The sequence below is a fragment of the Novosphingobium sp. DS6-6 genome (assembly GCF_057784975.1).
The window spans coordinates 50,505-72,226 of sequence record NZ_JBYNTS010000005.1 but is presented as its reverse complement, the minus strand read 5'-3'; the positions used below and the strand labels follow the sequence as shown (position 1 = coordinate 72,226).

The 21,722-nt window shown below is 64.6% G+C and carries 16 protein-coding genes; 15 read left to right on the top strand and 1 reads right to left on the bottom strand.

Translation table 11 applies throughout. The features are described 5' to 3' along the window. Window positions 1-37 precede the first annotated feature (37 nt). Complete coding sequence (locus tag AC3EDY_RS07635) at window positions 38-1,213, top strand: sensor histidine kinase (protein ID WP_488571890.1); 1,176 nt, start codon at window positions 38-40, stop codon at window positions 1,211-1,213. A gap of 103 nt (window positions 1,214-1,316) precedes the next feature. Continuing rightward, window positions 1,317-2,114 carry a LytR/AlgR family response regulator transcription factor gene (locus tag AC3EDY_RS07630; protein WP_488571889.1) on the top strand — a complete coding sequence of 266 codons (798 nt, stop codon included), beginning with the start codon at window positions 1,317-1,319 and terminating at the stop codon, window positions 2,112-2,114. A 102-nt stretch (window positions 2,115-2,216) separates the two neighbouring features. Here AC3EDY_RS07630 and AC3EDY_RS07625 read toward each other — a convergent pair whose 3' ends face one another. Continuing rightward, entirely contained in the window at window positions 2,217-2,888 is a 672-nt protein-coding gene (locus AC3EDY_RS07625) for a TetR/AcrR family transcriptional regulator (RefSeq protein ID WP_488571888.1), read from the bottom strand. 121 nt (window positions 2,889-3,009) lie between these two features. Between AC3EDY_RS07625 and AC3EDY_RS07620 the strand changes: the two genes are divergently transcribed. The 13 genes from AC3EDY_RS07620 to nadC all read left to right on the top strand — a co-directional run bounded on the left by AC3EDY_RS07620 (window position 3,010) and on the right by nadC (window position 21,718). Then, complete coding sequence (locus tag AC3EDY_RS07620; RefSeq protein ID WP_488571887.1) at window positions 3,010-4,266, top strand: sarcosine oxidase subunit beta family protein; 1,257 nt, start codon at window positions 3,010-3,012, stop codon at window positions 4,264-4,266. A gap of 10 nt (window positions 4,267-4,276) precedes the next feature. Beyond that, window positions 4,277-4,573, top strand: a complete 297-nt coding sequence (locus tag AC3EDY_RS07615; protein WP_488571886.1) for a sarcosine oxidase subunit delta — start codon at window positions 4,277-4,279, stop codon at window positions 4,571-4,573. A gap of 5 nt (window positions 4,574-4,578) precedes the next feature. Next, window positions 4,579-7,521, top strand: a complete 2,943-nt coding sequence (locus tag AC3EDY_RS07610) for a sarcosine oxidase subunit alpha family protein (protein WP_488571885.1) — start codon at window positions 4,579-4,581, stop codon at window positions 7,519-7,521. Window positions 7,522-7,524: 3 nt separating this feature from the next. Further along, window positions 7,525-8,049, top strand: coding sequence for a sarcosine oxidase subunit gamma (locus tag AC3EDY_RS07605; RefSeq protein WP_488571884.1), 525 nt, complete (start codon window positions 7,525-7,527; stop codon window positions 8,047-8,049). Next, window positions 8,046-8,906, top strand: a complete 861-nt coding sequence (gene purU, locus AC3EDY_RS07600) for a formyltetrahydrofolate deformylase (RefSeq protein WP_488571883.1) — start codon at window positions 8,046-8,048, stop codon at window positions 8,904-8,906. Before AC3EDY_RS07605 ends, purU begins: the two co-directional genes overlap by 4 nt. A gap of 199 nt (window positions 8,907-9,105) precedes the next feature. Continuing rightward, complete coding sequence (locus AC3EDY_RS07595; protein ID WP_488571882.1) at window positions 9,106-10,917, top strand: gamma-glutamyltransferase; 1,812 nt, start codon at window positions 9,106-9,108, stop codon at window positions 10,915-10,917. Window positions 10,918-10,946: 29 nt separating this feature from the next. Next, on the top strand, window positions 10,947-14,339 hold the full coding sequence (locus AC3EDY_RS07590; RefSeq protein ID WP_488571881.1) for an indolepyruvate ferredoxin oxidoreductase family protein: 3,393 nt from the start codon (window positions 10,947-10,949) through the stop codon (window positions 14,337-14,339). 71 nt (window positions 14,340-14,410) lie between these two features. Next, window positions 14,411-15,649, top strand: coding sequence for a metal-dependent hydrolase family protein (locus tag AC3EDY_RS07585; RefSeq protein ID WP_488571880.1), 1,239 nt, complete (start codon window positions 14,411-14,413; stop codon window positions 15,647-15,649). Window positions 15,650-15,685: 36 nt separating this feature from the next. Then, window positions 15,686-17,395 carry a DUF885 domain-containing protein gene (locus AC3EDY_RS07580; RefSeq protein WP_488571879.1) on the top strand — a complete coding sequence of 570 codons (1,710 nt, stop codon included), beginning with the start codon at window positions 15,686-15,688 and terminating at the stop codon, window positions 17,393-17,395. Continuing rightward, a complete protein-coding gene (locus AC3EDY_RS07575; RefSeq protein WP_488571878.1) occupies window positions 17,392-18,696 on the top strand; it encodes a spinster family MFS transporter in 1,305 nt (434 codons plus the stop codon). The genes AC3EDY_RS07580 and AC3EDY_RS07575 overlap by 4 nt, the downstream gene beginning before the upstream one ends. A 39-nt stretch (window positions 18,697-18,735) precedes the next feature. After that, complete coding sequence (locus tag AC3EDY_RS07570; protein ID WP_488571877.1) at window positions 18,736-19,221, top strand: MaoC/PaaZ C-terminal domain-containing protein; 486 nt, start codon at window positions 18,736-18,738, stop codon at window positions 19,219-19,221. Beyond that, window positions 19,218-20,789 (top strand): class I adenylate-forming enzyme family protein, encoded by a 1,572-nt coding sequence (locus tag AC3EDY_RS07565; protein WP_488571876.1) that lies wholly within the window; start codon window positions 19,218-19,220, stop codon window positions 20,787-20,789. Before AC3EDY_RS07570 ends, AC3EDY_RS07565 begins: the two co-directional genes overlap by 4 nt. Before the next feature lie 65 nt (window positions 20,790-20,854). Beyond that, window positions 20,855-21,718, top strand: coding sequence for a carboxylating nicotinate-nucleotide diphosphorylase (nadC, locus tag AC3EDY_RS07560; protein WP_488571875.1), 864 nt, complete (start codon window positions 20,855-20,857; stop codon window positions 21,716-21,718). The last annotated feature ends 4 nt before the right edge of the window (window positions 21,719-21,722 follow it).

The following is a 21,722-nucleotide window of genomic DNA, read 5'->3' as shown; positions in this document are numbered from 1 at the left end:
CGGAATTCATCCACGCCGCCTAAGACCCGGGGCTGTCATGGCTATGCTGCCGCTTCGTCCCACGCCGTTCTTCGGCAACAAGAACCGAGCGTTCTGGCGGCTCCAGTTCGTTGGCTGGGGCGGCGCGATGCTGCTGCGCGCCATGTCGAGCCTTGCCAACGCGCAACCCGTCTCATTCCTGCTGATCGTGCTGATCGCTTCGATCACCGGCTTTTCGATCTCGTCGATCCTGTCGGTGATCTTTCGCGCGCTGATCAACCGCCGTCCCGTCATCACCTGGGGCGTCACTGCGCTGGTCCTGGCCGTGGCCGTCGGGCTCTATGCGTTTATCGACGCCTGGGTCATCAGCCTCTATCGCCCGGGCAACGACGCAGGGTTTGCCCAGCTTTTCCTGGGCGTGTTCTACATCGACCTGACGCTTCTGGGGGCGTGGTCGGCACTCTATTATGCGATCAATTTCTATATCCAGGTGGAAGAGCAGAACGATCAGCTTCTCTATCTCGAAGCGCAGGCAACCTCGGCGCAGCTGGCGATGCTGCGCTATCAGCTCAATCCGCACTTCCTGTTCAACACGCTCAATTCGATTTCCACGCTGGTGCTGCTCAAGCAGACCGAGCCGGCCAATGCCATGCTCAGCCGCCTTTCCGCGTTCCTGCGCTATACGTTGATCAACGAGCCGACCGGGCGGGTGACGGTGGCGCAGGAGGTCGAGACTCTCAAGCTCTATCTCGATATCGAGCGGATGCGCTTCGAAGACCGGTTGCGCACCGAATTCCGCATCGACGATGCCGCGCGGCAGGCGCTGATGCCTTCGTTGCTGCTGCAGCCGCTGGTGGAAAACGCGATCAAATATGCAGTCGGCCCGCTCGAGGATGGGGCACAGATCACGATCGCAGCGCAACTCGTCGGCCCCACGCTACGGGTCACCGTGTCCGATACCGGGCCGGGCTTGCCAGCGGGCACCGATCCATCGACGTTGTTCGACGTGCACACCGACTCTGCCGATAGCGGCTTCACGCCGGGCTACCCCGTCTCGACCGGTGTTGGCCTGCCCAACATTCGCGATCGCCTGGCCCAGGCTTATGGCAGCCAGCAGCGCTTCGAGGTGGGCAACCGTTCCGAAGGCGGCTTTGTCGTGACGATCGAGCTGCCGTTCGAAGCCAGGGAGGAAGCGGCCGTGCCCGGTCAGCCCGTCAGGCTGGCGCAGGCATGATGCGGCTTGTACGCAGGCATCGGGAACTTTTCGAGCTTGTCGCATTTGTCACGCGGGGGCAAGAAAATCACAACAGGGCAGACGCTCCAAACAAAGGTAGCCAATGACCATCCGTACGATCCTCGTCGATGACGAGAAACTCGCCATCCAGGGCCTTCAGCTGCGTCTTCAGGCCTTCCCCGATGTCGAGGTGATCGACACGTGTTCCAACGGGCGCGAAGCGATCCGCAAGATCAAGACGGAAAAGCCCGATCTCGTGTTCCTTGACATCCAGATGCCCGGCTTCGACGGGTTCAGCGTGGTCAAAGGCGTGATGGAAATCGATCCGCCGCTGTTCGTCTTCGTCACTGCCTTTTCCGAGCATGCGCTGAAGGCATTCAAGGCCAATGCGGTCGACTATCTGCTCAAGCCCGTGGAGGAAGACCATCTGGCCGACGCGCTTGACCGGGCGCGCACCCGCCTGGCGGAAAAGCGCGGGCTGGAGGAAGTGGAAAAACTCAAGAACGTGCTGGCCGAAGTGGCGCCCGATGCCATGCCCGAACTCGAAGACGACGGTGAAGTGGCCGCCGGCCGGTTCGAAAAGCTGATCAACATCAAGGACCGCGGCCAGATATTCCGCGTGGATGTCGACACGATTGAGCGGATCGAGGCCGCTGGCGACTATATGTGCATCTACACCGGCGATAACTCGCTGATCCTGCGCGAAACGATGAAGGACCTCGAGCGTCGGCTCGACCCGCGCGTGTTCCAGCGCGTGCATCGCTCCAAGATCGTCAATCTGGATCAGGTCCGCCAGGTACGCCCGCACACCAACGGCGAATGCTTCCTGGTGCTGGAGTCGGGCGCGGAAGTCAAAGTGAGCCGCTCGTATCGCGACGTGGTGGCCCGCTTCGTCCACTGACGGCCCGGTTGTCTTTCGGGCGGGACGGGGGGCCACCGGGGTTCCCTCCCGTTCTCCATATGCGCCCCCGCCGCGCTCCCTGCGCCGTGGGGGCGGAAGCCTTCAGAAATCGGTGAGTATTTCGTTGTAGATGGGCACGAGCTTGCGCCGCTCCCTGCTGGATTCGTGCAATCCCAGGGCATAGTACCCGACCTGGTGATAATAGATGATCTGGGCGCGGACTTTGGCTTTCACTTCATCGTCGCCCGCTTCCATGAATATCCGCGTCAACGCGGCCACCCGGTCTTCGTCGGCCTGCCGCACCTGCGTGGCGACGGCGGGATCGATCACGCCCCACTGCCGCACCGCCATATCGAGCTCGGGCAGAAAATCGCTTTCATCGATCCACAGGCGGATGACCCGGTTGTAGCGCTCGCGCGGGGTTCCGGCCCGGTCGGCCGCCATGATGAACGGGCGGGTATTGCGGTTGTGCCAATCCACCAGCAGATGATCGAGCAGGTCCTGGCGGTTGCGGAAACGCCAGTAAAATCCCCCGCGCGTGACGCCCAGCCGCGCGGCAAGCGGGCTGATCTGCACCGCAGCCACACCACCTTCCATCAGCAACTGCCGCGCTGCCGCGATCCAGTCGGCCTCCACGGGTGTATCGCGTTCCGGCGCATTCGCGCTGCTGGTCTGCTTGGCCCTGCCCGCAGGCCTTGCGCTTTTCCGGCCTTTTGCCTGCAGGATAGCCGCTGCCTCGGCGCCGGCGAAATTCGGTGCGAGAGGCGCGGCCATGGCCGGTTCAGCGCGGTTTGTGACTTTCGAAGGCATGTGCGCTCTATAATGTCTAAATGCGCCTTGCCAAGCATCATGCAAAACCATACACGATACATATGTGTATCGAGAGGAAAGGCTGATGGCGCACCGATACTCCGCGTGGCGCGTTTTTCGGGAGGGCTTGCGCGGCCAATCGGGGTGGCATCCGGCCTGGCGCAGCCCGCAGCCGAAGGCAGCCTATGACGTCGTCATCGTCGGCGGGGGTGGCCACGGCCTGGCGACGGCTTACTATCTGGCCAAGACCCATGGCATAACGAACGTGGCGGTCCTGGAAAAAGGCTGGCTGGGCGGGGGCAACACCGGCCGGAATACGACCGTCATCCGATCGAACTATTTCTATCCCGAAAGCGCCGCGCTCTACGACCACTCGCTCAAGCTCTATGAAGGGCTGGCGCGGGAACTGAACTACAACATCATGTTCAGCCAGCGCGGCATCATCACCCTGCTGCATTCCCGCCACGATCTCGACGCGGCGCGGCGCTGGGTCGTCGCCATGAAGCTCAACGGCGTCGATACCGAGATGGTCGACAGGGCAGAGATCGCGGCCCGGGTGCCCGCGCTCGATATGTCGCCCGACGCACGCTATCCGGTGCTGGGCGGTTTCAGGCAGAAGCGCGCCGGTACCGCCCGGCACGATGCGGTGGCCTGGGGTTATGCCCGCGCGGCCGATAGCCTGGGCGTGGACATCATCCAGCAGTGCGAGGTCACGGGCTTTCAGCGCGACGCCAGCGGCAGAGTGATCGGCGTGGAAACGAGCCGGGGCAGCATCCGCGCCGGCAAGGTCGCGCTGGCCGCGGCGGGCCATTCCTCTGTCCTTGCGGAAATGGCCGGGTTCCGCCTGCCGATCACGAGCTACAGCCTGCAGGCCTTCGTCAGCGAAAGCATCAAGCCGGCGATCGATACGGTGGTACTGAGCCTGGCGACCGGCGTCTACATCAGCCAGTCCGACAAGGGCGGGCTGGTGATCGGCGGGGGGCTGGATCTGTTTCCGTCCTATGCCCAGCGCGGCACGATTCACACCCCGCAATCGGTGCTTGGCGCCGTTGCCGAACAATATCCGTCGTTCGGCCGGGTCCAGTTCCTGCGACAGTGGGCGGGCGTGGTGGACGTTTCGCCCGATTCCAGCCCGATACTCGGGCAAACGCCGGTGGAGGGCCTTTACATCAATTGCGGCTGGGGGACCGGGGGCTTCAAGGCCATTCCGGCCGGCGGCGACTTGCTGGCCCATCATCTTGCCACCGGCGAGCCGCATGCCCTGGCCCGTCCTTTCGGGCTGGACAGGTTCGTTTCCGGTGCCCTTATCAACGAGGCTGCCGCTTCCGGCATCGCGCATTGAGGCAAAGCCCATGACCCGTATACCCTGCCCCTATTGCGGTCTGCGAGAAGACATCGAGTTCCGGTTCGGCGGCGAAAGCCATGTCGTCCGGCCCGAGCCGGCCGCCGACGTGACGGCCGAAACCTGGGGCGGATATCTCTATGTCCGCCAGAACGTCAAAGGCCCGCAGGTGGAACGCTGGCTGCATGGCGATGGCTGCGGCCGGTGGTTCAACGTCGTCCGCGACACGGTCACACACAGGATCCTGTCGACCTACCGGATGGGCGAACCCGCCTGGACCGGCTCCTCCCCGGCGAGCGGGAATTGAACGCGATGCAACCATTTCGACTTCCTGCGGGCGGACGGATCGATCGTTCGCGCCCGGTAACCTTTGAATGGGCGGGCAAGACGCTCACCGGTTTCCACGGCGATACGCTGGCATCGGCCCTGGCCGCGAATGGCGTGAAACTGGTGGCGCGCTCGTTCAAGTACCACCGCCCCCGCGGCATCCTGACTGCCGGCGTCCACGAACCCAACGCCCTGGTGCAACTGGGCCGCGGCGGCCGGTCGACGCCCAACGTCAGGGCGACCGAAGTGGAACTGTACGAGGGGCTGGTGGCGGGGCCGGTCAATTGCTGGCCTTCTGCCGATTTCGACCTTGGCGCCATCAACGACATGCTGTCGCGGTTCCTGTCGGCCGGATTCTACTACAAGACGTTCATGTGGCCCGACTGGCACTTGTTCGAAGGCTTCATCCGGCGCGCGGCCGGGCTTGGCAAGGCGGCCAGGGAACCTGACCCTGACCGCTACGAGTACCGCTTTGCCCATTGCGACGTGCTGGTGATCGGCGCCGGGCCGGCCGGTCTTGCCGCGGCCCGGGCCGCTTCGGGCGGCGGCGCGCGGGTCATGCTGGTGGAGCAGAACGATTGCGCCGGGGGGGCACTACTGCATGCCGATTGCACGATCGATGGCCTGAACGGGGCAGACTGGGCGGCGCAGGTCGTGCAGGAAATCGCCGCTGTTCCCTCGAACACGGTAATGATGCGGGCAACGGCCATCGGCTGCCACGAAGACAACCTGGTGAGCATCGTCGAGCGCGTAGGCGACGATCGCCGTTGCGCGGCATCGGCTGCCCTGCCGCGGCATCGCCTGTGGCTGGTGAGAGCGCAGCGCGTTATCCTTGCAACCGGCGCGATCGAGCGCCCGCTGGTCTTTCCCGGCAACGACCGCCCCGGCATCATGCTGTCCGATGCGACGCGCGCCTATGTTCGACGCTTCGCCGTCGTGCCCGGCCGCAACGCGGTGTTGTTCACCAATAACGATGCGGCTTATGACGCGGCGCTTGCGCTGCGCGATGCGGGCGCCGGCGTTGCCGCCCTGATCGATGCGCGCAACGCGTTGCCCGAGGCCGCTGCCGCGCGCCTGCGCGAACGCGGCGTCCGCCTGATCGCGGGCGGGCGAATCGTCGGCACGCGCGGCCGCAAGGCACTGGCCGCCGTGCATGTGGCGCATGACGGCAAGTCCGAATGGATCGCCTGCGATCACCTGTCGGTTTCCGGCGGGCACAATCCCGCCCTTCACCTCTACAGCCAGGCGGGCGGAAACCTGGCGTGGAGCGAGGAGCTGGCCACGTTCGTTCCCCGTCCCGCGGAAGGCCTGCCCCGCGTGGCAGGCACCGCGGCGGGAATCTGGTCGACAGCGCAAGTGCTGCTGGATGGCCATGGCGCGGGCCTGGCGGAAGCGCAGGCGGCCGGGCGGACCCCCGACAACCGGGAAGCGCCCGTCGCCGCGGGCGAGCCAGCGACGGAGCGGTTGCTGCCGCTGTGGCAGGTCGATGCGCCGGGCAAGGCCTTCGTCGATTTCCAGAACGACGTTACCAGCGACGATATCGCGCTGGCCGCCCGGGAGAATTTCCAGGCCATCGAGCATCTCAAGCGTTACACCACGCTGGGCATGGCGACGGACCAGGGCAAGACCGCGAACGTCAACGCGCTGGCCATCATGGGCGCGCTTACGGGGCGCCAGCCCCAGGACGTGGGCCATACCCGCTTTCGCTTTCCGTTCACCTCGGTGCCTCTTGCCGTGTTCGGCGGGCGGGCGCGGGGCAAGCTGTTCCGTCCCTTGCGTCAATTGCCGGCGCACGACCGCCATGTCGCGGCCGGCGCGGTGCTGGAAGATCATGGCGGCTGGGCGCGTCCGTCGAGCTATCCCGGAAACGGCGAGTCGCTTCATGCTGCCGAACAGCGGGAGGCACTGGCAGTGCGCACCGCCGCCGGGCTGTTCGAAGCCTCTCCGCTGGGCAAGATCGAAGTGGTGGGGCCTGACGCCGGGCGGTTTCTCGACCTCGTCTATGCCGGGGCGATGTCCACGCTCAAGCAGGGCCGCGTGCGCTATGGCCTCATGCTCGACGAGCAGGGGGTGATCATCGACGATGGCGTGGTGACGCGCCTGGGGGACGAGCGGTTCCTGGTCTGCACGTCGAGCGCGGGGGCGGACCGGATCGCCGCCTGGCTCGAGGAATGGCTGCAGTGCGAATGGTTGAACCTCGACGTGGTCACGGTTCCGGTCACGTCCGCCTGGGGCGTGCTGACCCTGACCGGGCCCAAGGCGCGCGACATTCTGATCGATGCCGGCACGACATTGCCGGTCCGCGAAATGGAGCACATGTCGTTTGCGGAAGGCATGCTGGCGGGTCTTCCCGTCCGTGTCCTGCGCGTCAGCTACACCGGTGAAACGAGTTTCGAAATCAACGTTCCGGCCCGCTCCACCCGGGTGTTGTGGGACAGCCTGATGGCCGCGGGGGCCGGCCATGGCCTGACGCCGGTGGGCGTCGAGGCCTGGATGATCCTGCGGACGGAAAAAGGCTATCTCCATATCGGCGGCGATACCGATGGAACCACCAATCCCCTGGACGTGGGCTGGGGCCACGTTCTGCGGCGCAAGGTCGATTTCATCGGCAAGCGGTCGCTCCTGCGCGAGAACGACGCCCGCGCGGACCGGCACCAGTTCGTCGGCCTGGAAATCGTGGGAACCGATGCGCCGCCGGTCGGCGCGCACATCGTGCAGGGCACCGCCAGACACCGGGACAGCGAAGGTTATGTCACGTCCTGCGTTTTCAGTCCCCTGCTGGGCCGGCCGGTCGCCCTGGGAATGCTGCGGGGCGGGCTGGAGCGGCTCGGGCAGATCGTGTCCATCACCACGGGCGATGCCCGCGAGTGGAAAGCGATCGTCATCAAGCCGGGTGTCTACGATCCAGAGAACGAGAGGCTCAAGTGAGCGATGGCCGAGCATAACGAAACCGCGCAGGGCGTGACCGTCGAGCGAGCCGATTTTGCCAGGGCTCATCTTCTCAAGGTCAGAGCGCACGCCGTCGGCCTGGCCGAACTGCAGGGGTCGGGCCTGACCATTCCGCCCGCCAATCGCGCGGTGGGTACGCGGCCGCGCGTCCTGTGGCTGGGGCCGGGCGAATACATGGTGGTGGATGCCGATCAGGCGATACTGGACTCGCTCGATTTTCCAGGCGCGTGGCATTTTGCCGACGTAACCGATGGGCTTGTCAGCTTTCTGGTAAGCGGGCCAGCCGCCGCCGCGCTGCTGTCGAAAGGCTGCACGCTGGACCTGCATATCGCTACGTTCGGGCACGACCACTGCGCGAGGACCCGGTTTGCGCAGATCCGCGTGCTGGTCGAACGGATCGCGCCGAATGCCTTCAGGCTTACCACAGAAGCGGGCTTTGCCGACTATCTGCAAAGCTGGCTCGACGACGCCGCGCTCGAATTCCGGCAATTTGCGGAGACACAATGACCAAGCAAGACTGCTATCTCCTCACGGTGCGATGCGCCGACCGCCCCGGCGTGGTGGCGGCCGTTTCGGGATTCATCCACCAGCAGGGCTGTTCGATACAGGAAGCGCATCAGCATGCCACCCCGACGGGGCAGGAATTCTTCATGCGCGTCGTGTTCGCGGGCGAGCAATCCGCTACCTCGCCAGCCACCCTTTCCCAAGCGATGGCGCCGATCGCGGCACGGTTCGATATCGAGTACCGGATCCGTTATCTGGACGAGAAACCCCGCGTGCTGCTGATGGTGTCCAAGTTCGGCCACTGTTTGCACGACCTGCTGCATCGCTGGCAAGCCGGCCAGTTGCCGGTCGATGTGGTCGGAGTCGTTTCCAACCATGACGACATGCGCTCGTTCGTCGAATGGTGCGGCCTTCCCTATCATCATCTGCCCGTGACGGCCGAAACCAAGCAGGCGCAGGAAGACCGGCTGCTGGCGTTGATCGAGGAAGCAAAGGTCGATCTGGTGGTGCTCGCGCGTTACATGCAAGTGCTGAGCCCGCGCCTGTGCGCGGCGCTGGCTGGCCGCTGCATCAACATCCACCACAGCTTCCTGCCCAGTTTCAAGGGCGCCAAGCCCTATCACCAAGCCCACGCCCGCGGTGTGAAGATCATCGGCGCCACGGCCCACTACGTCACCACCGATCTCGACGAAGGGCCGATCATCGAGCAGGACGTCCGCCGGGTGAACCATGCGCGCTGGCCTTCCGAGCTGGTGCAGATCGGCCAGGAAGTGGAAGCCAGCGTACTGGCCCGTGCCGTGCAATGGCATGCGACGGGGCGAGTGTTCGTCAATGGCAACAGCACGATCGTTTTCGATTGAACGACAAGATGCGTTCGCGCGCCAGAAGATCGGCCGGCAAGCGAGCCGGGATTTGACAGGTGCCTGCAATACACTACTGTATTGCAGGCACCATGAGGGTGGGCAATGAGTCGGCGGCCCCAGCGTCGGGCACCGCAAAAAACAAACTGCTGATGCGGCAAGATTTTGCCGTCAGCGATGCCGGACGATGGAGAGACCGATGCAAGTGGATCGCCGTACGCTCAACAAGGCCCTGCTGGGTTCCGCCGTTGCCATGGGCACCCCGCCGATCGTGGCCCGCGCCGCACCGGGCACGGCGCGTGTCGATCTCTCTCCCTCGACCTGGCCTGCCGGCGATTACGACCGCTACATGCGCCTGCAGCTTCAGGATCGCACGGCCGCCGGTTCGGCTCTTGGCTACAAGGGTGCCGTCACCGTTTCCTACAACGCCCTGGCCGCCCGGTCCGGCCTGGAAGCGCTGCGCAAGGGCGGTTCGGCCATCGATGCCGCATTGACGGCGGCGCTTGCCCAGATCGCTCTCACCGCCGGCGCGCCCGTCAGCTATTTCGGCATCATGTCGCTGGTCTATTACGAGGCCAGCACCGGCAAGGTGCATACGATGAACGCGGAATGGAACACGGTCGCCAACGAACGCGATCCCCTGTCCATTCCCGGCGGAATCGACCTTGCCACCGAAAGCGGCCGCAGAGGCGCCGGGGCGGCCAGCGGGCGTACCGCGCTGGTCGGCGGTTTCATGAAGGGAGTCGAAGCGGCCCACGCCAAATTCGGACGCCTGCCTTTCGCCACCCTGTTCGACCCTGCGATCCACATTGCCGAAAACGGCATGCCGGTTTCGCGTGCGCTTGCCGGGGAATTCCAGTTCCGCCGCGAAGATCTGGCCCGCCTGCCTGCAACCAAGGCCAACTTTCTCAAGCCCGATGGTTCCATTTACCAGACCGGCGAAGTGTTCCGGCAGACGGCGCTGGCCGAAACCCTGCGTCGCGTGGCCGAACAGGGTGCGCAGTACATGTATACTGGCCCTTGGGCGCGCAAGCTGGTCAAGGCCGTGCAGGCCGATGGCGGCAAGATGACACTGGATGACCTTGCCCGCTACGAGGTATTGTGGAAGGAACCGCTGGTCGCTCCGATCTATGGCGATTACAGCATCTATACCAATCCCTGGCCAAACGCCGGCGGCGTGGCGATGATCGAAGCCCAGAACCTTGCGATCGTTTCCGGCCTAGCCGATGGTCCGCACTGGACCAGGGATGGCAAGGCGTTGCGCAAGGCGCTCGACATTGCGAACCTTGGCTATATCAGCGAGTTGCCGGCATCGGTGGTGGCCACGACGTTCCCCGGCCTCGACATGTCGCCCGAAGCGCGCGTGACCATGGACCATGCCAAGGCGATCTGGCAGCGCATTTCGTCCGGCGTCCAGCTCGTTCCCTTCATTCCAGCCAAGCCACGCCATTCCGACGACGTCGTGGCAGTCGATGCCGACGGCAACATGGCTTCGATCACCTTGTCGATCAATTCCGTGATCTGGGGCAAGACGGCCATCACGATCGACGGTATTACCATCGGGGACCCGGGCTCTTTCCAGCAGCAGGCCATTGCCGCGACCGGCCCCGGCAAGCGGCTGCCGGCGATCACCGAAACGGGCATCCTGTTCAAGGGCAACCGGCCAGCCGTCAGCTTTGCCTCGATGGGCGCCGGGCTGCATCATCGGACGTTCCAGTGCCTGTTGAACGTGACGGCCTTCGGCATGAGCGTGGAGCAGGCAGTCAATACGGCCGATTTCTTCGTCCCCGGGCTGGACATGAAGACGATGCAACAGACGATCAACCTTCCGATCGGGCGTTATGACACCTACGTGCTCGACGATACCGGCTATGCCTGGCGGGAGATACCGCTGAGCGAGGTTAGGGAAGGCGGAGAAGGAAAGTGGGTGGCGATCAGCCGTGATCCCGACACCCGACTTCTTCATGCCGCATCGCACAATCGCAGCAATAGCGACGCTGTTGCCTTCTGACGACAACCTGCCTCGGGAGACATAGCAGGATGACCAAGACCGAGTTCCTCAGCGGGACGCAGGCTCTCGTACGCCTGCTGGCGCTGCAGCGCGATCGCGATCGGGCGTTGGGCCGCAACACGCGGGGGTTCGTCTCGGGCTATCGCGGATCGCCGCTGGGCGGTGTGGATACCGAACTGGTCAAGGCTGCGAAAAAATCCCAGCTCGACGATATCGTTTTCGAGCCCGGGCTGAACGAGGATCTGGCCGCGACGGCAGTGGCCGGAACGCAGCAGATCGCCCAGTTCGGCGCCAACTGCGACGGTGTCTTCGCTTTGTGGTATGGCAAGGGTCCGGGCGTCGACCGGTCCAGCGATGCGCTGCGTCATGGCAATCTGGCAGGGTCTGCGCCTCTGGGCGGCGTTCTGATCGCCTTTGGCGACGATCACCCGTCCAAGTCTTCGACCGTGCCCAACCAGAGCGAGCCCCTGCTTGCCGCACTCGGGATACCGGTGCTTTATCCAGCCGATGTGGCCGAAGTCATCACCTATGGGCTGGCAGGATGGCAGCTTTCGCGGTTCGCCGGTACCTGGGTAGGGCTCAAGCTGGTCAACGAAACAGCGGAAACCACCGGCACGGTGGACCTGGCCGCCGTGGAGCGCCAGTCCTTTTCCAATCCGGAAAGCGCGGATGTTCCGCCAGGCGGCGTCAATTTCGTCGGCACCTATGCGCCGCTGCAGCATGAGGCCCTGTTGGTGGACCGCAAGCTGCGGCTGGCGGCCGAATTCGCGCGCCATAACCGGATCGATCGCATCGCCATCGGGGCCGACCCGCACGGCCTGTCGCCTACCCTGTCAATCGTAACGGCCGGCAAAGCCTTTGGCGACGTGGCGGAGGCATTGAAACTGCTTGGCTTCGACGAAGAGCGATGCCTCGCCCACGGCGTGCAGGTGTACAAGGCGGGGCTTGTCTGGCCGCTGGACCGGGCCGGGCTGCTTGAAGCGACCGCCGGCGCGCGTGAAATCCTGGTGGTGGAAGAAAAACGCGAGCTTCTGCAAAGCCAGATCGCGTCCGCCATCGTCAACCGCGACGACCGGCCGCGTCTTGTCGGGAAGACCGACGAACACGGCCAACCCCTGCTGTCGTCATGGCAGCAGCTCGATCCGGTTGGCGTTGCCCGCGTCATTGCGCAGCGGCTGGAAAGCCTGGGGATTCCCGTACCCGGCCATGCCGCGCTGGGCGCGCCGCCCGCCCCGGCAAGCGGCGTTCCTGCCCGGATGCCCTATTTCTGCTCGGGCTGCCCGCACAATCGTTCGACGAAGGTGCCCGAAGGCGCCGTGGCCCTGGGCGGCATCGGTTGCCACGGCATGGCAATGTTTATGGACCGGGCTACGTTTCCGCCTGTCCAGATGGGCGGCGAAGGGGCAAACTGGATCGGCGCCGCGCCCTTCGTCAACCGCGCGCATATCTACCAGAACCTGGGCGACGGCACGTTTTCGCACTCGGCGCTGCTGGCGATCCGTGCCGCGGTCAACGCCAAGGTCAACATCACGTTCAAGATCCTGCACAACGATGCCGTGGCCATGACCGGCGGCCAGCCTGTCGAAGGGGCGATGACGGCACAGGACATTGCCCAGCAAGTACAGGCGGCCGGCGTGGCGCGGTGCGTGATCGTGACGGACCATCCGCAGGCGTTGCAGGGCAAGGTTCCGTCAGGCGTTGCCATTCACGACCGCGGCGAACTCGATACGGTGCAGAAGGCGCTGGCGCAGGTATCTGGCACGACGGTTCTTATCTATTCGCAGGTCTGCGCCACGGAACTGCGCCGCCGCCGCAAACGCGGCCTGGCGAAGGCGCCTGACCTGCGCATCTTCATCAATCCCGAAGTTTGCGAAGGCTGCGGTGACTGCTCGAAGAAGTCGAACTGCGTCAGCGTGATGCCGCTCGAAACCGCGCTCGGCAGGAAGCGGCAGATAGACCAGTCAAGCTGCAACATGGATACCAGTTGCGCGGACGGGTTCTGCCCCTCATTCGTCAGCGTGCACGCCGGGGCAGCTTCCCGCAAACGCGGCAGCCTGCCACAGTTCGACAATCTGCCCGCACCCGCGCTACCGCCCGCCGACAAGCCGTTTTCGATCCTGTTCTCCGGAATCGGCGGCACCGGCGTGGTGACGCTCAGCATGATCCTGGCGTCGGCCGCTCGCAAAAGCGGGCTTGCGGCAACAAGCTTCAACATGACCGGGCTGGCGCAGAAAGGCGGCGCGGTTCTCAGCCACCTGCGGATCGGCCCGCCGGACCAGAAGCCGCGCGCGGCGCGTATTCCCGAAGGCAATGCCGACGCCGTCATCGTCTGCGACCCCGTGGCCGGTGCGGGCGCAGACGTGCTGCAGGCAATCGATCCGCAGCGCAGCAAGGTCGTGGCCAATCGCCATGCGCCGCCAACCGCCCATTTCCAGCTCGATCCCGACTTCGTCACGCCGACGCCGCTCGCACTGCAGACACTGGCGGGCCGCCTTGCCGATCCTGATGCCTTGAGCACGCTCGACGCCCATGCCCTGGCGCTGACGCTGTTCGACGACGCCGCGACAGCCAACATGATCCTGCTCGGCTACGCATGCCAGGAAGGCGCGATACCCGTTTCGCCCGACGCGATCGAAGCCGCGATCACCGAACTCGGCCTGGCGGTCGAGACCAACATTGCCGCGTTCCGGGCCGGGCGATCGCATAGCTGTGCCAGCCTTCTGCCGGCAGTGCCGGCGGCCGGCAGCCCGACCAGCCTCGAAGACATCATCGCCCATCGCCGTGCGTGGCTGACCGCCTATCAGGATGCGGGCTATGCCGATGTCTACGAAGCATTCGTGCGCAATGTCCAGGCGCGCGAACAAGCGGCGATCGCGTCCGACAAGCTGGCGATCGCGGTGGCGCGCGCGCTGGCCAAGCTGATGGCTTACAAGGACGAATACGAAATCGCCCGGCTGCACACCCGCGACGAATTCCTCGATGATCTGCGCCGCAGGTTCGGCGCGTCGGCCAGGCTGAAATTCCATCTTGCGCCGCCGGTCCTCAGCCTGTTCGGGAAAGGCGGCGAGCCCCGGAAAATTGCATTCGGGGAATGGATACTGCCGGTGTTCCGCATGCTGCGGACGATGAAGCACGTGCGCGGCACGATGATCGATCCATTCGGCTACAGCCGGGAACGCCGGATGGAGCGCCAGGAGATCGCACGCTATCGTGGCCTCATCGAAGAATTGCTGCCCACGCTGTCTGCCGACAATCATGCAGCATTGTGCGAATTGGCGCAGTACCCCGATCGCATTCGTGGCTTCGGCCATGTCAAACTGCGTGCATTCGAAGCGACGGCCGCGTGGCGCGAGGCAAAGCTCGCCGGGCTGCGGGCGGGGAAGGAAACGCAAGAGCGGCAGCGGCCATTGGTCGTGGCCTGATATACGGCACGGTTGCAAACACGATGCAGGGATGTATCGTATTCTGATACGGAAAGCTGGAAGGTCCACCGATGACGGTTCTTATCAATGCCCGCGTTTTCGATGGTGAGTTCCAGGGCCTGCGCCACGGTCTCAACGTTTTCGTGAGGGGCGGCCTCATCGCAGAGGTATCGGAACGGACGCCGCATCCGGACGACGGAGACATGATCGATTGCGGCGGCAAAGTACTGATGCCGGGGCTGATCGACGCGCATATCCACGCGTTCGGCATGGCAGCCAACGCCGAAGTGGTCGACAAGGCACCCGATACCCTGCGCACCGGCTGGGCCAGTTTCATGCTGGGCCGCATGCTGGACCGTGGCTTCACAACGGTGCGCGACGTGGGCGGCGGCGATTATGGCCTGGCCCAGGCGCTGGACCGGGGCTTCATCCGCGGACCGCGCATGTTCTATTGCGGCCGGGCACTGACGCAGACCGGCGGCGGCTTCGACCTGCGCGATCCGCACGACGCGCGGTTCTCGACGGGCGGTGCCTGCGCCTGCGGCCAGTGTTCGACCATGAGCGCCATCGTCGACGGCGTGGACGCGATCCGTACCGCGGTCCGCGAAAACATCCGGCGCGGGGCCTCGTTCATCAAGTTCATCGCTTCGGGCGACGTGACCACATCCGGCAGCCGTCTGGACGCGCTTGAGTTCAGCGACGAGGAAGTTTCGACCATCGTCAGCGAATGCGAACGGCATGGCATCTATTGCACGGCCCACGTGCACACCGACAAAGGCATACGCCGCGCGATCGAACTGGGCGTGCACTGCCTCGAACACGCCAGCATGATCACGCCCGAAACGGCGCGGCTGGCGGCCGAGCGCGGCGTCTTCGTCGTTGCCACGCTGGCAGTGGTCGATTCCTATGCGGCGCGAAGCGCGGAAGCCAACCTTCATGCCAACAGCGTCGAAAAGCTCAAGCATGTGCAGCGCCAGATGCGCACGGGCCTGCAGAACTGCAAGGACGCGGGCGTCATTGTCGGACTTGGCTCCGACCTGCTCGGCGATCTGGAATCCGATCAGCTCAACGAGCTGCTCTTGCGTGAGGGTATCTATTCGCCGGTCGAAATCCTGACCCAGGCAACATCCATCAATGCGAAGATTCTGCGGGCCGAGGGCAGGATCGGCGTGATCCGGCCCGGGGCCATGGCCGATCTCGTTCTGGTCGACGGCGAACCGCTGGACGATATCAAGGTCTTCGCCGAGGAAGACAATATCATGATGGTGATGAAGGGCGGGCAGGTCGTCAAGCAGCTGGAGACGTGTTGAGCGGGACTTTGATCACCTGTAATCCGGAAGGGCACGATGGATACGGCCATTAGAAAGGCGGAAGCCTTTATCGAGGCGGTCTGGCAGGAAATGCAGTCCCAGGCGTTCTTTCGTCGTGAGCTGGATCTGGCAGATTTCAGCATCGCGGACATGAGCTTCGAAGCGGTGGAGGCAAGAGCGGCCCATGCCGCCGCCCTCCTCACGCAAAGCAGGGACATCGACCTTGGCGCGCTGCCCATCGACCTCAGCCTCACATTCGATATTGCGCGGTCGCGCGCGCAGATGTGGACGCGGGAGCCCGATTGGTACTGGCTCGTGTTCGATCCGATGGGTGTCGGATTTTTCGGGCTCTTCGCGCCGACGGCCTACGCCGGCGGTTTCCTGCTCAACGATGCCTACGAAAAACTCGGCAGCTTTTCCATTTCCTCTACTGTAGGCGAGGACCATTATCTCAGGCTGCTGGCAGACTTCGGCCGCCTGATCGAACAGCTTGAGACCCGCACGCGCGGACAGGCGGCACGCGGCATCTACATTCCGCGGCCCCAGCTTGCCCAGTCGCTGGATCTGCTCGCCAAGTTCCGGGAACGCGCGGCGCCCGGCCTCGGCATTTCGCCCGAGCGCGTTACCGGGGGATCGCCCGATTTTGCCGAACGGGTGGACCAGGTTGTCGCGCGCGCGGTGCTGCCACGCTATGATGCGTTCATCGCCTATCTCGCTTCGCCCGACTATGCCCGCAGCGCGCCCGAGCAGGTCGGCATAAGCCAGTATCCGGGCGGCGGCGAAGTCTATGCCGAGCTGGTCAGGCTTCACACCACACTCGATCTGACACCCGCGTTGGTCCATCAGCGCGGGCTGGAGCGCATGGGACGTGTCCGGGCAGAGATGGACAGGCTTTTCGCCGAAGAAGGCTTCGCCGGAACGCCCGCCGACTATCTCGCGCGCATTGCCGCAGACAGCCGCTGGCGGGCCGGGGACGCTGGGGCCATCCAGGCCTTGTTTCGCCGCTACATGCAGCGGCTTGCCCCGCATATGCCTGCATACTTCAACTTTGCCCCGAAAGCGGATTGCGATGCCGCGCCCTTGCCCGAAGCCCTGGAAGGCTCGATGACCTTCGGCTTCTATTCCGCCCCGAGCGCCACGCAGGAACAGGGCCTCTATCTGTTCAACACGCGCAACCTTTCGGGCGCCCCGCTGCCCAACATTGCGGCGCTGAACTATCACGAGCTTGTCCCCGGACATCATCTGCACGAAGCGTTTCAGAGGGAGAACGCCGATCTTCACCCGATCCGGCAGTACAGCTTCGTCAATGCCTATAACGAAGGCTGGGCCGAATACGCGGCGACGCTGGCAGGGGAGATCGGGATGTACGAAGAGCCCGAGGAGCGGTTTGGCCGGCTGATGATGGACGCCTTCCTGACCTGCCGCCTGGTGGTCGACACCGGCATGAACGCCCTGGGCTGGTCGCTCGAGCAGGCACGCGATTACATGCGGGAGAACGCTTTCATGCCTGAAGCGGATATCTGCACCGAAACGATCCGCTACGCGTGCGACATTCCGGCGCAGTCCCTGGCCTACAAGCTGGGTGACGAGTTCCTGATCGATCTGCGCGCGGACATGGCGCGTGCCCTGGGTGACCGGTTCGACATTCGCCAGTTTCACGACGCGGTGATGAAACCGGGGGCGCTGCCGCTTCCCGTTCTCGCCCGGCATGTCGCGGCCGAAACCGCAAGGCTCAAAGCGCTATGAGCGGGGAGGCCGTGATCGGCGGGGCCACGCCGCCCCAGCCGCAACCGGTGCTTCCGGGCCAAGGCATATCGCGCCGCAATCAATGGCTTACACTGGCAACGCTATTCCTGATCTGCGTCTTCAACTATGCCGACCGGACGGTGATCAGCGTCTTGCTGGAGCCGATCAAGGCCGAATTCAAGGTTTCGGATACGGAACTCGGCCTGCTGACTGGTTTTGCCTTCGCGGCGCTCTATGCCACGCTCGGCGTGCCGATCTCCCGCCTGGTGGATCGTGGCAACCGTTCGATGAAAATCGCGATCATGCTCGCGTTCTGGAGCGTGATGAGCCTGCTGAGCGGGATCGCGTCCACCTTCTTCCTGCTGGTTCTGGCCCGCGTCGGCGTCGGCGCCGGAGAGGCAGGGGCGATCCCGGCGGCGCAGGGCCTGATCGGAGACGTCTATTCGCCGGAAGACCGCCCGCGTGCCATCGCGATCTACACGCTGGCCCCCACGGTGGGCGTGCTGGTGGCAACGATCGCCGGCCCATGGATCGAAAGCCATTACGGCTGGCGCATCGCGTTCATCGCAATCGCCACGCCCGGGCTGCTTTTCGCTTTCTTCGTACGGCGTTGGCTGACCGAGCCGCGCAGCGCGCAGGCCATGCAGGCAGCACCCGAACCGGTATTGTCGGCCGCGAAGGGCCTCATGGCCAAGCGCACGTATCGCATCATGACGGCCGCCATGACGCTGTATTACTTCGTCGCATTCGGCGCTTTCATGTTCGTCCCCTCGTTTCTCATCCGCACGCACGGCATGAGCGTTGCGGCCGCCGGCGCGATGTTCGGGATCACGAACGTGGTCGGCGGTGCGATCGGCACTTATCTGCTGGGCGAACTGGCGAGCCGCCTCGCGCGGCGCAACGAAGCCTGGCTGCTGCGCTTGCCCGCGATCTGCCTTGTCGCCACGTTCGTTTCGGTCATCGCATTCATGACCGTCTCTTCGGTCACAGCGCTCTGGGTGACGCTGCTGCTGGCTGCCGCGCTGACCGGCGGGGCCTTGCCGCCGATGTTTTCGGTCATCCAGCTGGTTTGCGGGGCGGGGCGACGGGCGACGGCCGTGGCGCTGGTGTTCCTGTTCTCCAACACGCTGGGCCTGGGGCTGGGCCCGGTCGTTGCAGGTGGGGCCAGCGATTTTCTTGCCACCGTCCATGGACCGGCCGACGGATTGCGCTTCGCGCTCATGGCGGTGACGACTCTGCTTTTGCCCTGCGCGGCGCTGCTGTGGACGGGCGGAAACAGCCTGACGCGCGACCAGGCCTGACCGGCGCCCGACAATTCTGGATTCTCATTGGAGCACGCGATGGCTGACAAGTTGAATGAAGAAGGCTTTGCCCGATACGCGCCAGGGTCGGAAATCGGCACCTCCGAATGGGTGACCGTGGAACAGAAGCTTCTCGACAGCTTCGGTTACGCGACGCACGATGACGATCCGATGCATCTCGATCCCGAATGGTCGAGAGACGTCGGGCCATTCGGCCATACGATCGCGTTCGGCTTCTGGACGATCTCGCTTCTCACGCATCTGTTCCACTCGGCTTCGGGCACCGAACCTTCGCGCATACCGGCCAAGGAAGGCTATTACCTCAACTATGGCATGAACCGCCTGCGTCTGATCTGCCCGGTGCCGGTCAACAGCCGCATCCGTGGCCACTTCAAGACGATCGACACGCGAACCGATGCGAAGGGCCGCATCATCGTGACGTTCGGCGTCACGATCGAAATCGAGGGCGAAACCCGCCCTGCACTGGTTGCCGAATGGCTTGCAATCTGGGTGACACCCGAATGACTATCCCCGTCTTTGAACGCATCAGCGACTATGTCGAGCACTATGGGCGCGTGACGCCCGACGCCATCGCGGCGGTGATCGGGGAGCGACGCATCCGCTATGCCGAACTCGATGCCACGGTCCGCGCGCTGGCGGATGGCATGCTCAAGGCCGGCATCGGCAAGGGCGATCGCGTGGCGATGCTATCTCCGCCCCATCCCGATTACATTGCCAGCTTCATGGCGGCCGCTTCGATCGGGGCAATCTGGGTGGGTCTAAACCCGGCCTACCAGCTCCGCGAGATCCTGACCGTTCTGCACGATTCCACGCCGCGGCTGCTGTTTGCCCGGGTGCGCATCGCCGGCCGGGATTTTTCCGGCGAGATCGAAGCGATCAAAGCCGAAGCGCCATCCATCGAAAGCATCGTCACGCTTGACGAGGCGCTGGCCGGTTGCCTCTCGCTGGCCGAATTCTGCGAAGCCGCGGGCGACCAGACGGAGCGGCGGACGGCCGCCGCGCAGGCCTGCTCCCGGACAGATCCGTGCCTCATCGTCTATACCTCGGGCTCGACCGGAAAACCCAAGGGCGCAGTCCTCAAGCATGGCGCGCTGGTCGGCACCAGCGTCGAACAGAACCGGATATGGCCGGTAAGCCACCTGCGCATACTGAATTATTTTCCGATCAACCATGTCGGCTGCGTTGCCGACGTATCGTGCCCCACCGTGGTGGCGGGCGGCACGATCGTGTTCATGGAGAAGTACGACACCGAAACGTCGCTTCAGCTTATCGAGCGCGAAAAGATCACCTGTCTGCTGACCGTTCCCAGCGTTTACCAGATGCAGCTTTCCCACCCGGCATTCGAGCAGTACGATCTGCGTTCGGTGGAACTGATCGTGTGGGAAGGCGGCGCCATGCCGCGAGACCTGATCGTGCGCCTGCTGGCGTGGTGCGGCCGGGTCGCCACCAATTACGGCCTCACCGAAACTGTCGGTGCCGTGACCGTGGTTCCCCCCACGTCGGACCTCGAAATTCTGGAGAAAACGGTCGGCTTTCCCAACCGCGGGGTGGAAGTGCGGCTTGCCGACGAGGATGGCACGGAGATCGTCGGCCCGGGGTCGGGCGAAATCCAGTCCCGCAGCGAATTCAACATGGCCGGCTACTGGAACAATCCGGAAGCGACGGCGCAGGCGATGGACGGGGACTGGCTGCGCACCGGCGACATCGGATCCCGGAATGCCGATGGCAGTTTCAGCATCGTCGGCCGCAAGAAGGAAATGTTCAAGTCGGGCGGGTACAACGTCTATCCGCGCGAAGTCGAGACGGTGATCGAGATGATCCCCGCAGTGGAGCTCGTCGCCGTGATCGGCGTGCCCGACCCGCTTTGGCAGGAAGTGGGTGTGGCGTTCATCTCGAGCAGTGCCGGCATCGAGACCGTGGAAATCGAAGCGCACTGCCGCAAGAACCTGGCGAACTACAAGGTGCCCAAGCACTATGTGATCATGGACAGCCTGCCGCTGCTGCCGATCGGCAAGGTGGACAAGGTGGCGTTGCGCAAGGATTGGATCGCGGCGCACGCATCGCCGGAATAGGCGGGCGTGCGGCTGTGCCGGCGAATGCGATTGGCACCCCCGGCATAAGCCGGTAAGGCGCGGGCATGACCGCGTTCACCATTCCGGGGTTCGACCTCGCCGCTTTCGTCAGGTCCACGCTCGATGAAGATCTGGGCCTGGGCCTGCCGGGCGGCGGGCGGGACGTGACGAGCGACAGCGTCATTCCCGCCGATGCCCGCTTTGCCGGGGTGATGGCAAGCCGCGACGCGATCACGGTGTGCGGGCTCCCGGTCGGCGCGGCTTTCTTTCGCGCAATCGACCCGGGGATCGAGATCGAGATCCTGGTTGCCGAAGGCGCGAGAGTGGTGCCGGGCACTGCGCTGATGCGGCTGGCCGGCAAGGCTCGCGCCATGCTGACGGCCGAACGATCGGCGCTCAACACGGTGCAGCATCTATCGGGCGTGGCGACGCTGACTCGCAGCTATGTCGACGCGATGGGCGAAACGCGTGCGCGGCTGCTCGATACCCGCAAGACCATTCCCGGTTTCCGTCACCTGGAAAAATATGCAGTGCGCATGGGCGGCGGCCATAACCACCGCATGGGCCTGTGGGATGCGGCGATGATCAAGGACAACCACGTGCTGGTGGCGGGGGGCGTGGGCGAAGCCGTCCACCGCGCGCTGGCGGCGGGCATCCGCGACGTGATCTGCGAAGTGGACCACATCGATCAGATCGAACCTGCCATCCAGGCCGGCGCCACGCGCCTGCTGCTCGACAACATGGCACCCGACCGGCTGCGCCAGGCCGTGGCGCTGGTGGCCGGCCGCGTGCCCACCGAGGCATCGGGGGGCGTGCGGATCGATACGATCGCCGCCATCGTCGCGTCGGGCGTCGATTACGTTTCGGTCGGCCGGCTGACGCAGAGCGCGCCGGCGGCCGACATCGGGCTCGACTTCACTCCTTTCTGACGAG

What these genes read in the sequence shown, in the direction of transcription:
- nadC (WP_488571875.1), top strand. Translation starts at nt 20,855, where the DNA reads ATGACCGCGTTCACCATTCCGGGGTTCGACCTCGCCGCTTTCGTCAGG.
- AC3EDY_RS07615 (WP_488571886.1), top strand. Translation starts at nt 4,277, where the DNA reads ATGACCCGTATACCCTGCCCCTATTGCGGTCTGCGAGAAGACATCGAG.
- AC3EDY_RS07605 (WP_488571884.1), top strand. Translation starts at nt 7,525, where the DNA reads ATGGCCGAGCATAACGAAACCGCGCAGGGCGTGACCGTCGAGCGAGCC.
- AC3EDY_RS07620 (WP_488571887.1), top strand. Translation starts at nt 3,010, where the DNA reads ATGGCGCACCGATACTCCGCGTGGCGCGTTTTTCGGGAGGGCTTGCGC.
- AC3EDY_RS07595 (WP_488571882.1), top strand. Translation starts at nt 9,106, where the DNA reads ATGCAAGTGGATCGCCGTACGCTCAACAAGGCCCTGCTGGGTTCCGCC.
- AC3EDY_RS07570 (WP_488571877.1), top strand. Translation starts at nt 18,736, where the DNA reads ATGGCTGACAAGTTGAATGAAGAAGGCTTTGCCCGATACGCGCCAGGG.
- AC3EDY_RS07585 (WP_488571880.1), top strand. Translation starts at nt 14,411, where the DNA reads ATGACGGTTCTTATCAATGCCCGCGTTTTCGATGGTGAGTTCCAGGGC.
- purU (WP_488571883.1), top strand. Translation starts at nt 8,046, where the DNA reads ATGACCAAGCAAGACTGCTATCTCCTCACGGTGCGATGCGCCGACCGC.
- AC3EDY_RS07625 (WP_488571888.1), bottom strand. Translation starts at nt 2,888, where the DNA reads ATGGCCGCGCCTCTCGCACCGAATTTCGCCGGCGCCGAGGCAGCGGCT.
- AC3EDY_RS07635 (WP_488571890.1), top strand. Translation starts at nt 38, where the DNA reads ATGGCTATGCTGCCGCTTCGTCCCACGCCGTTCTTCGGCAACAAGAAC.
- AC3EDY_RS07610 (WP_488571885.1), top strand. Translation starts at nt 4,579, where the DNA reads ATGCAACCATTTCGACTTCCTGCGGGCGGACGGATCGATCGTTCGCGC.
- AC3EDY_RS07575 (WP_488571878.1), top strand. Translation starts at nt 17,392, where the DNA reads ATGAGCGGGGAGGCCGTGATCGGCGGGGCCACGCCGCCCCAGCCGCAA.
- AC3EDY_RS07630 (WP_488571889.1), top strand. Translation starts at nt 1,317, where the DNA reads ATGACCATCCGTACGATCCTCGTCGATGACGAGAAACTCGCCATCCAG.
- AC3EDY_RS07580 (WP_488571879.1), top strand. Translation starts at nt 15,686, where the DNA reads ATGGATACGGCCATTAGAAAGGCGGAAGCCTTTATCGAGGCGGTCTGG.
- AC3EDY_RS07565 (WP_488571876.1), top strand. Translation starts at nt 19,218, where the DNA reads ATGACTATCCCCGTCTTTGAACGCATCAGCGACTATGTCGAGCACTAT.
- AC3EDY_RS07590 (WP_488571881.1), top strand. Translation starts at nt 10,947, where the DNA reads ATGACCAAGACCGAGTTCCTCAGCGGGACGCAGGCTCTCGTACGCCTG.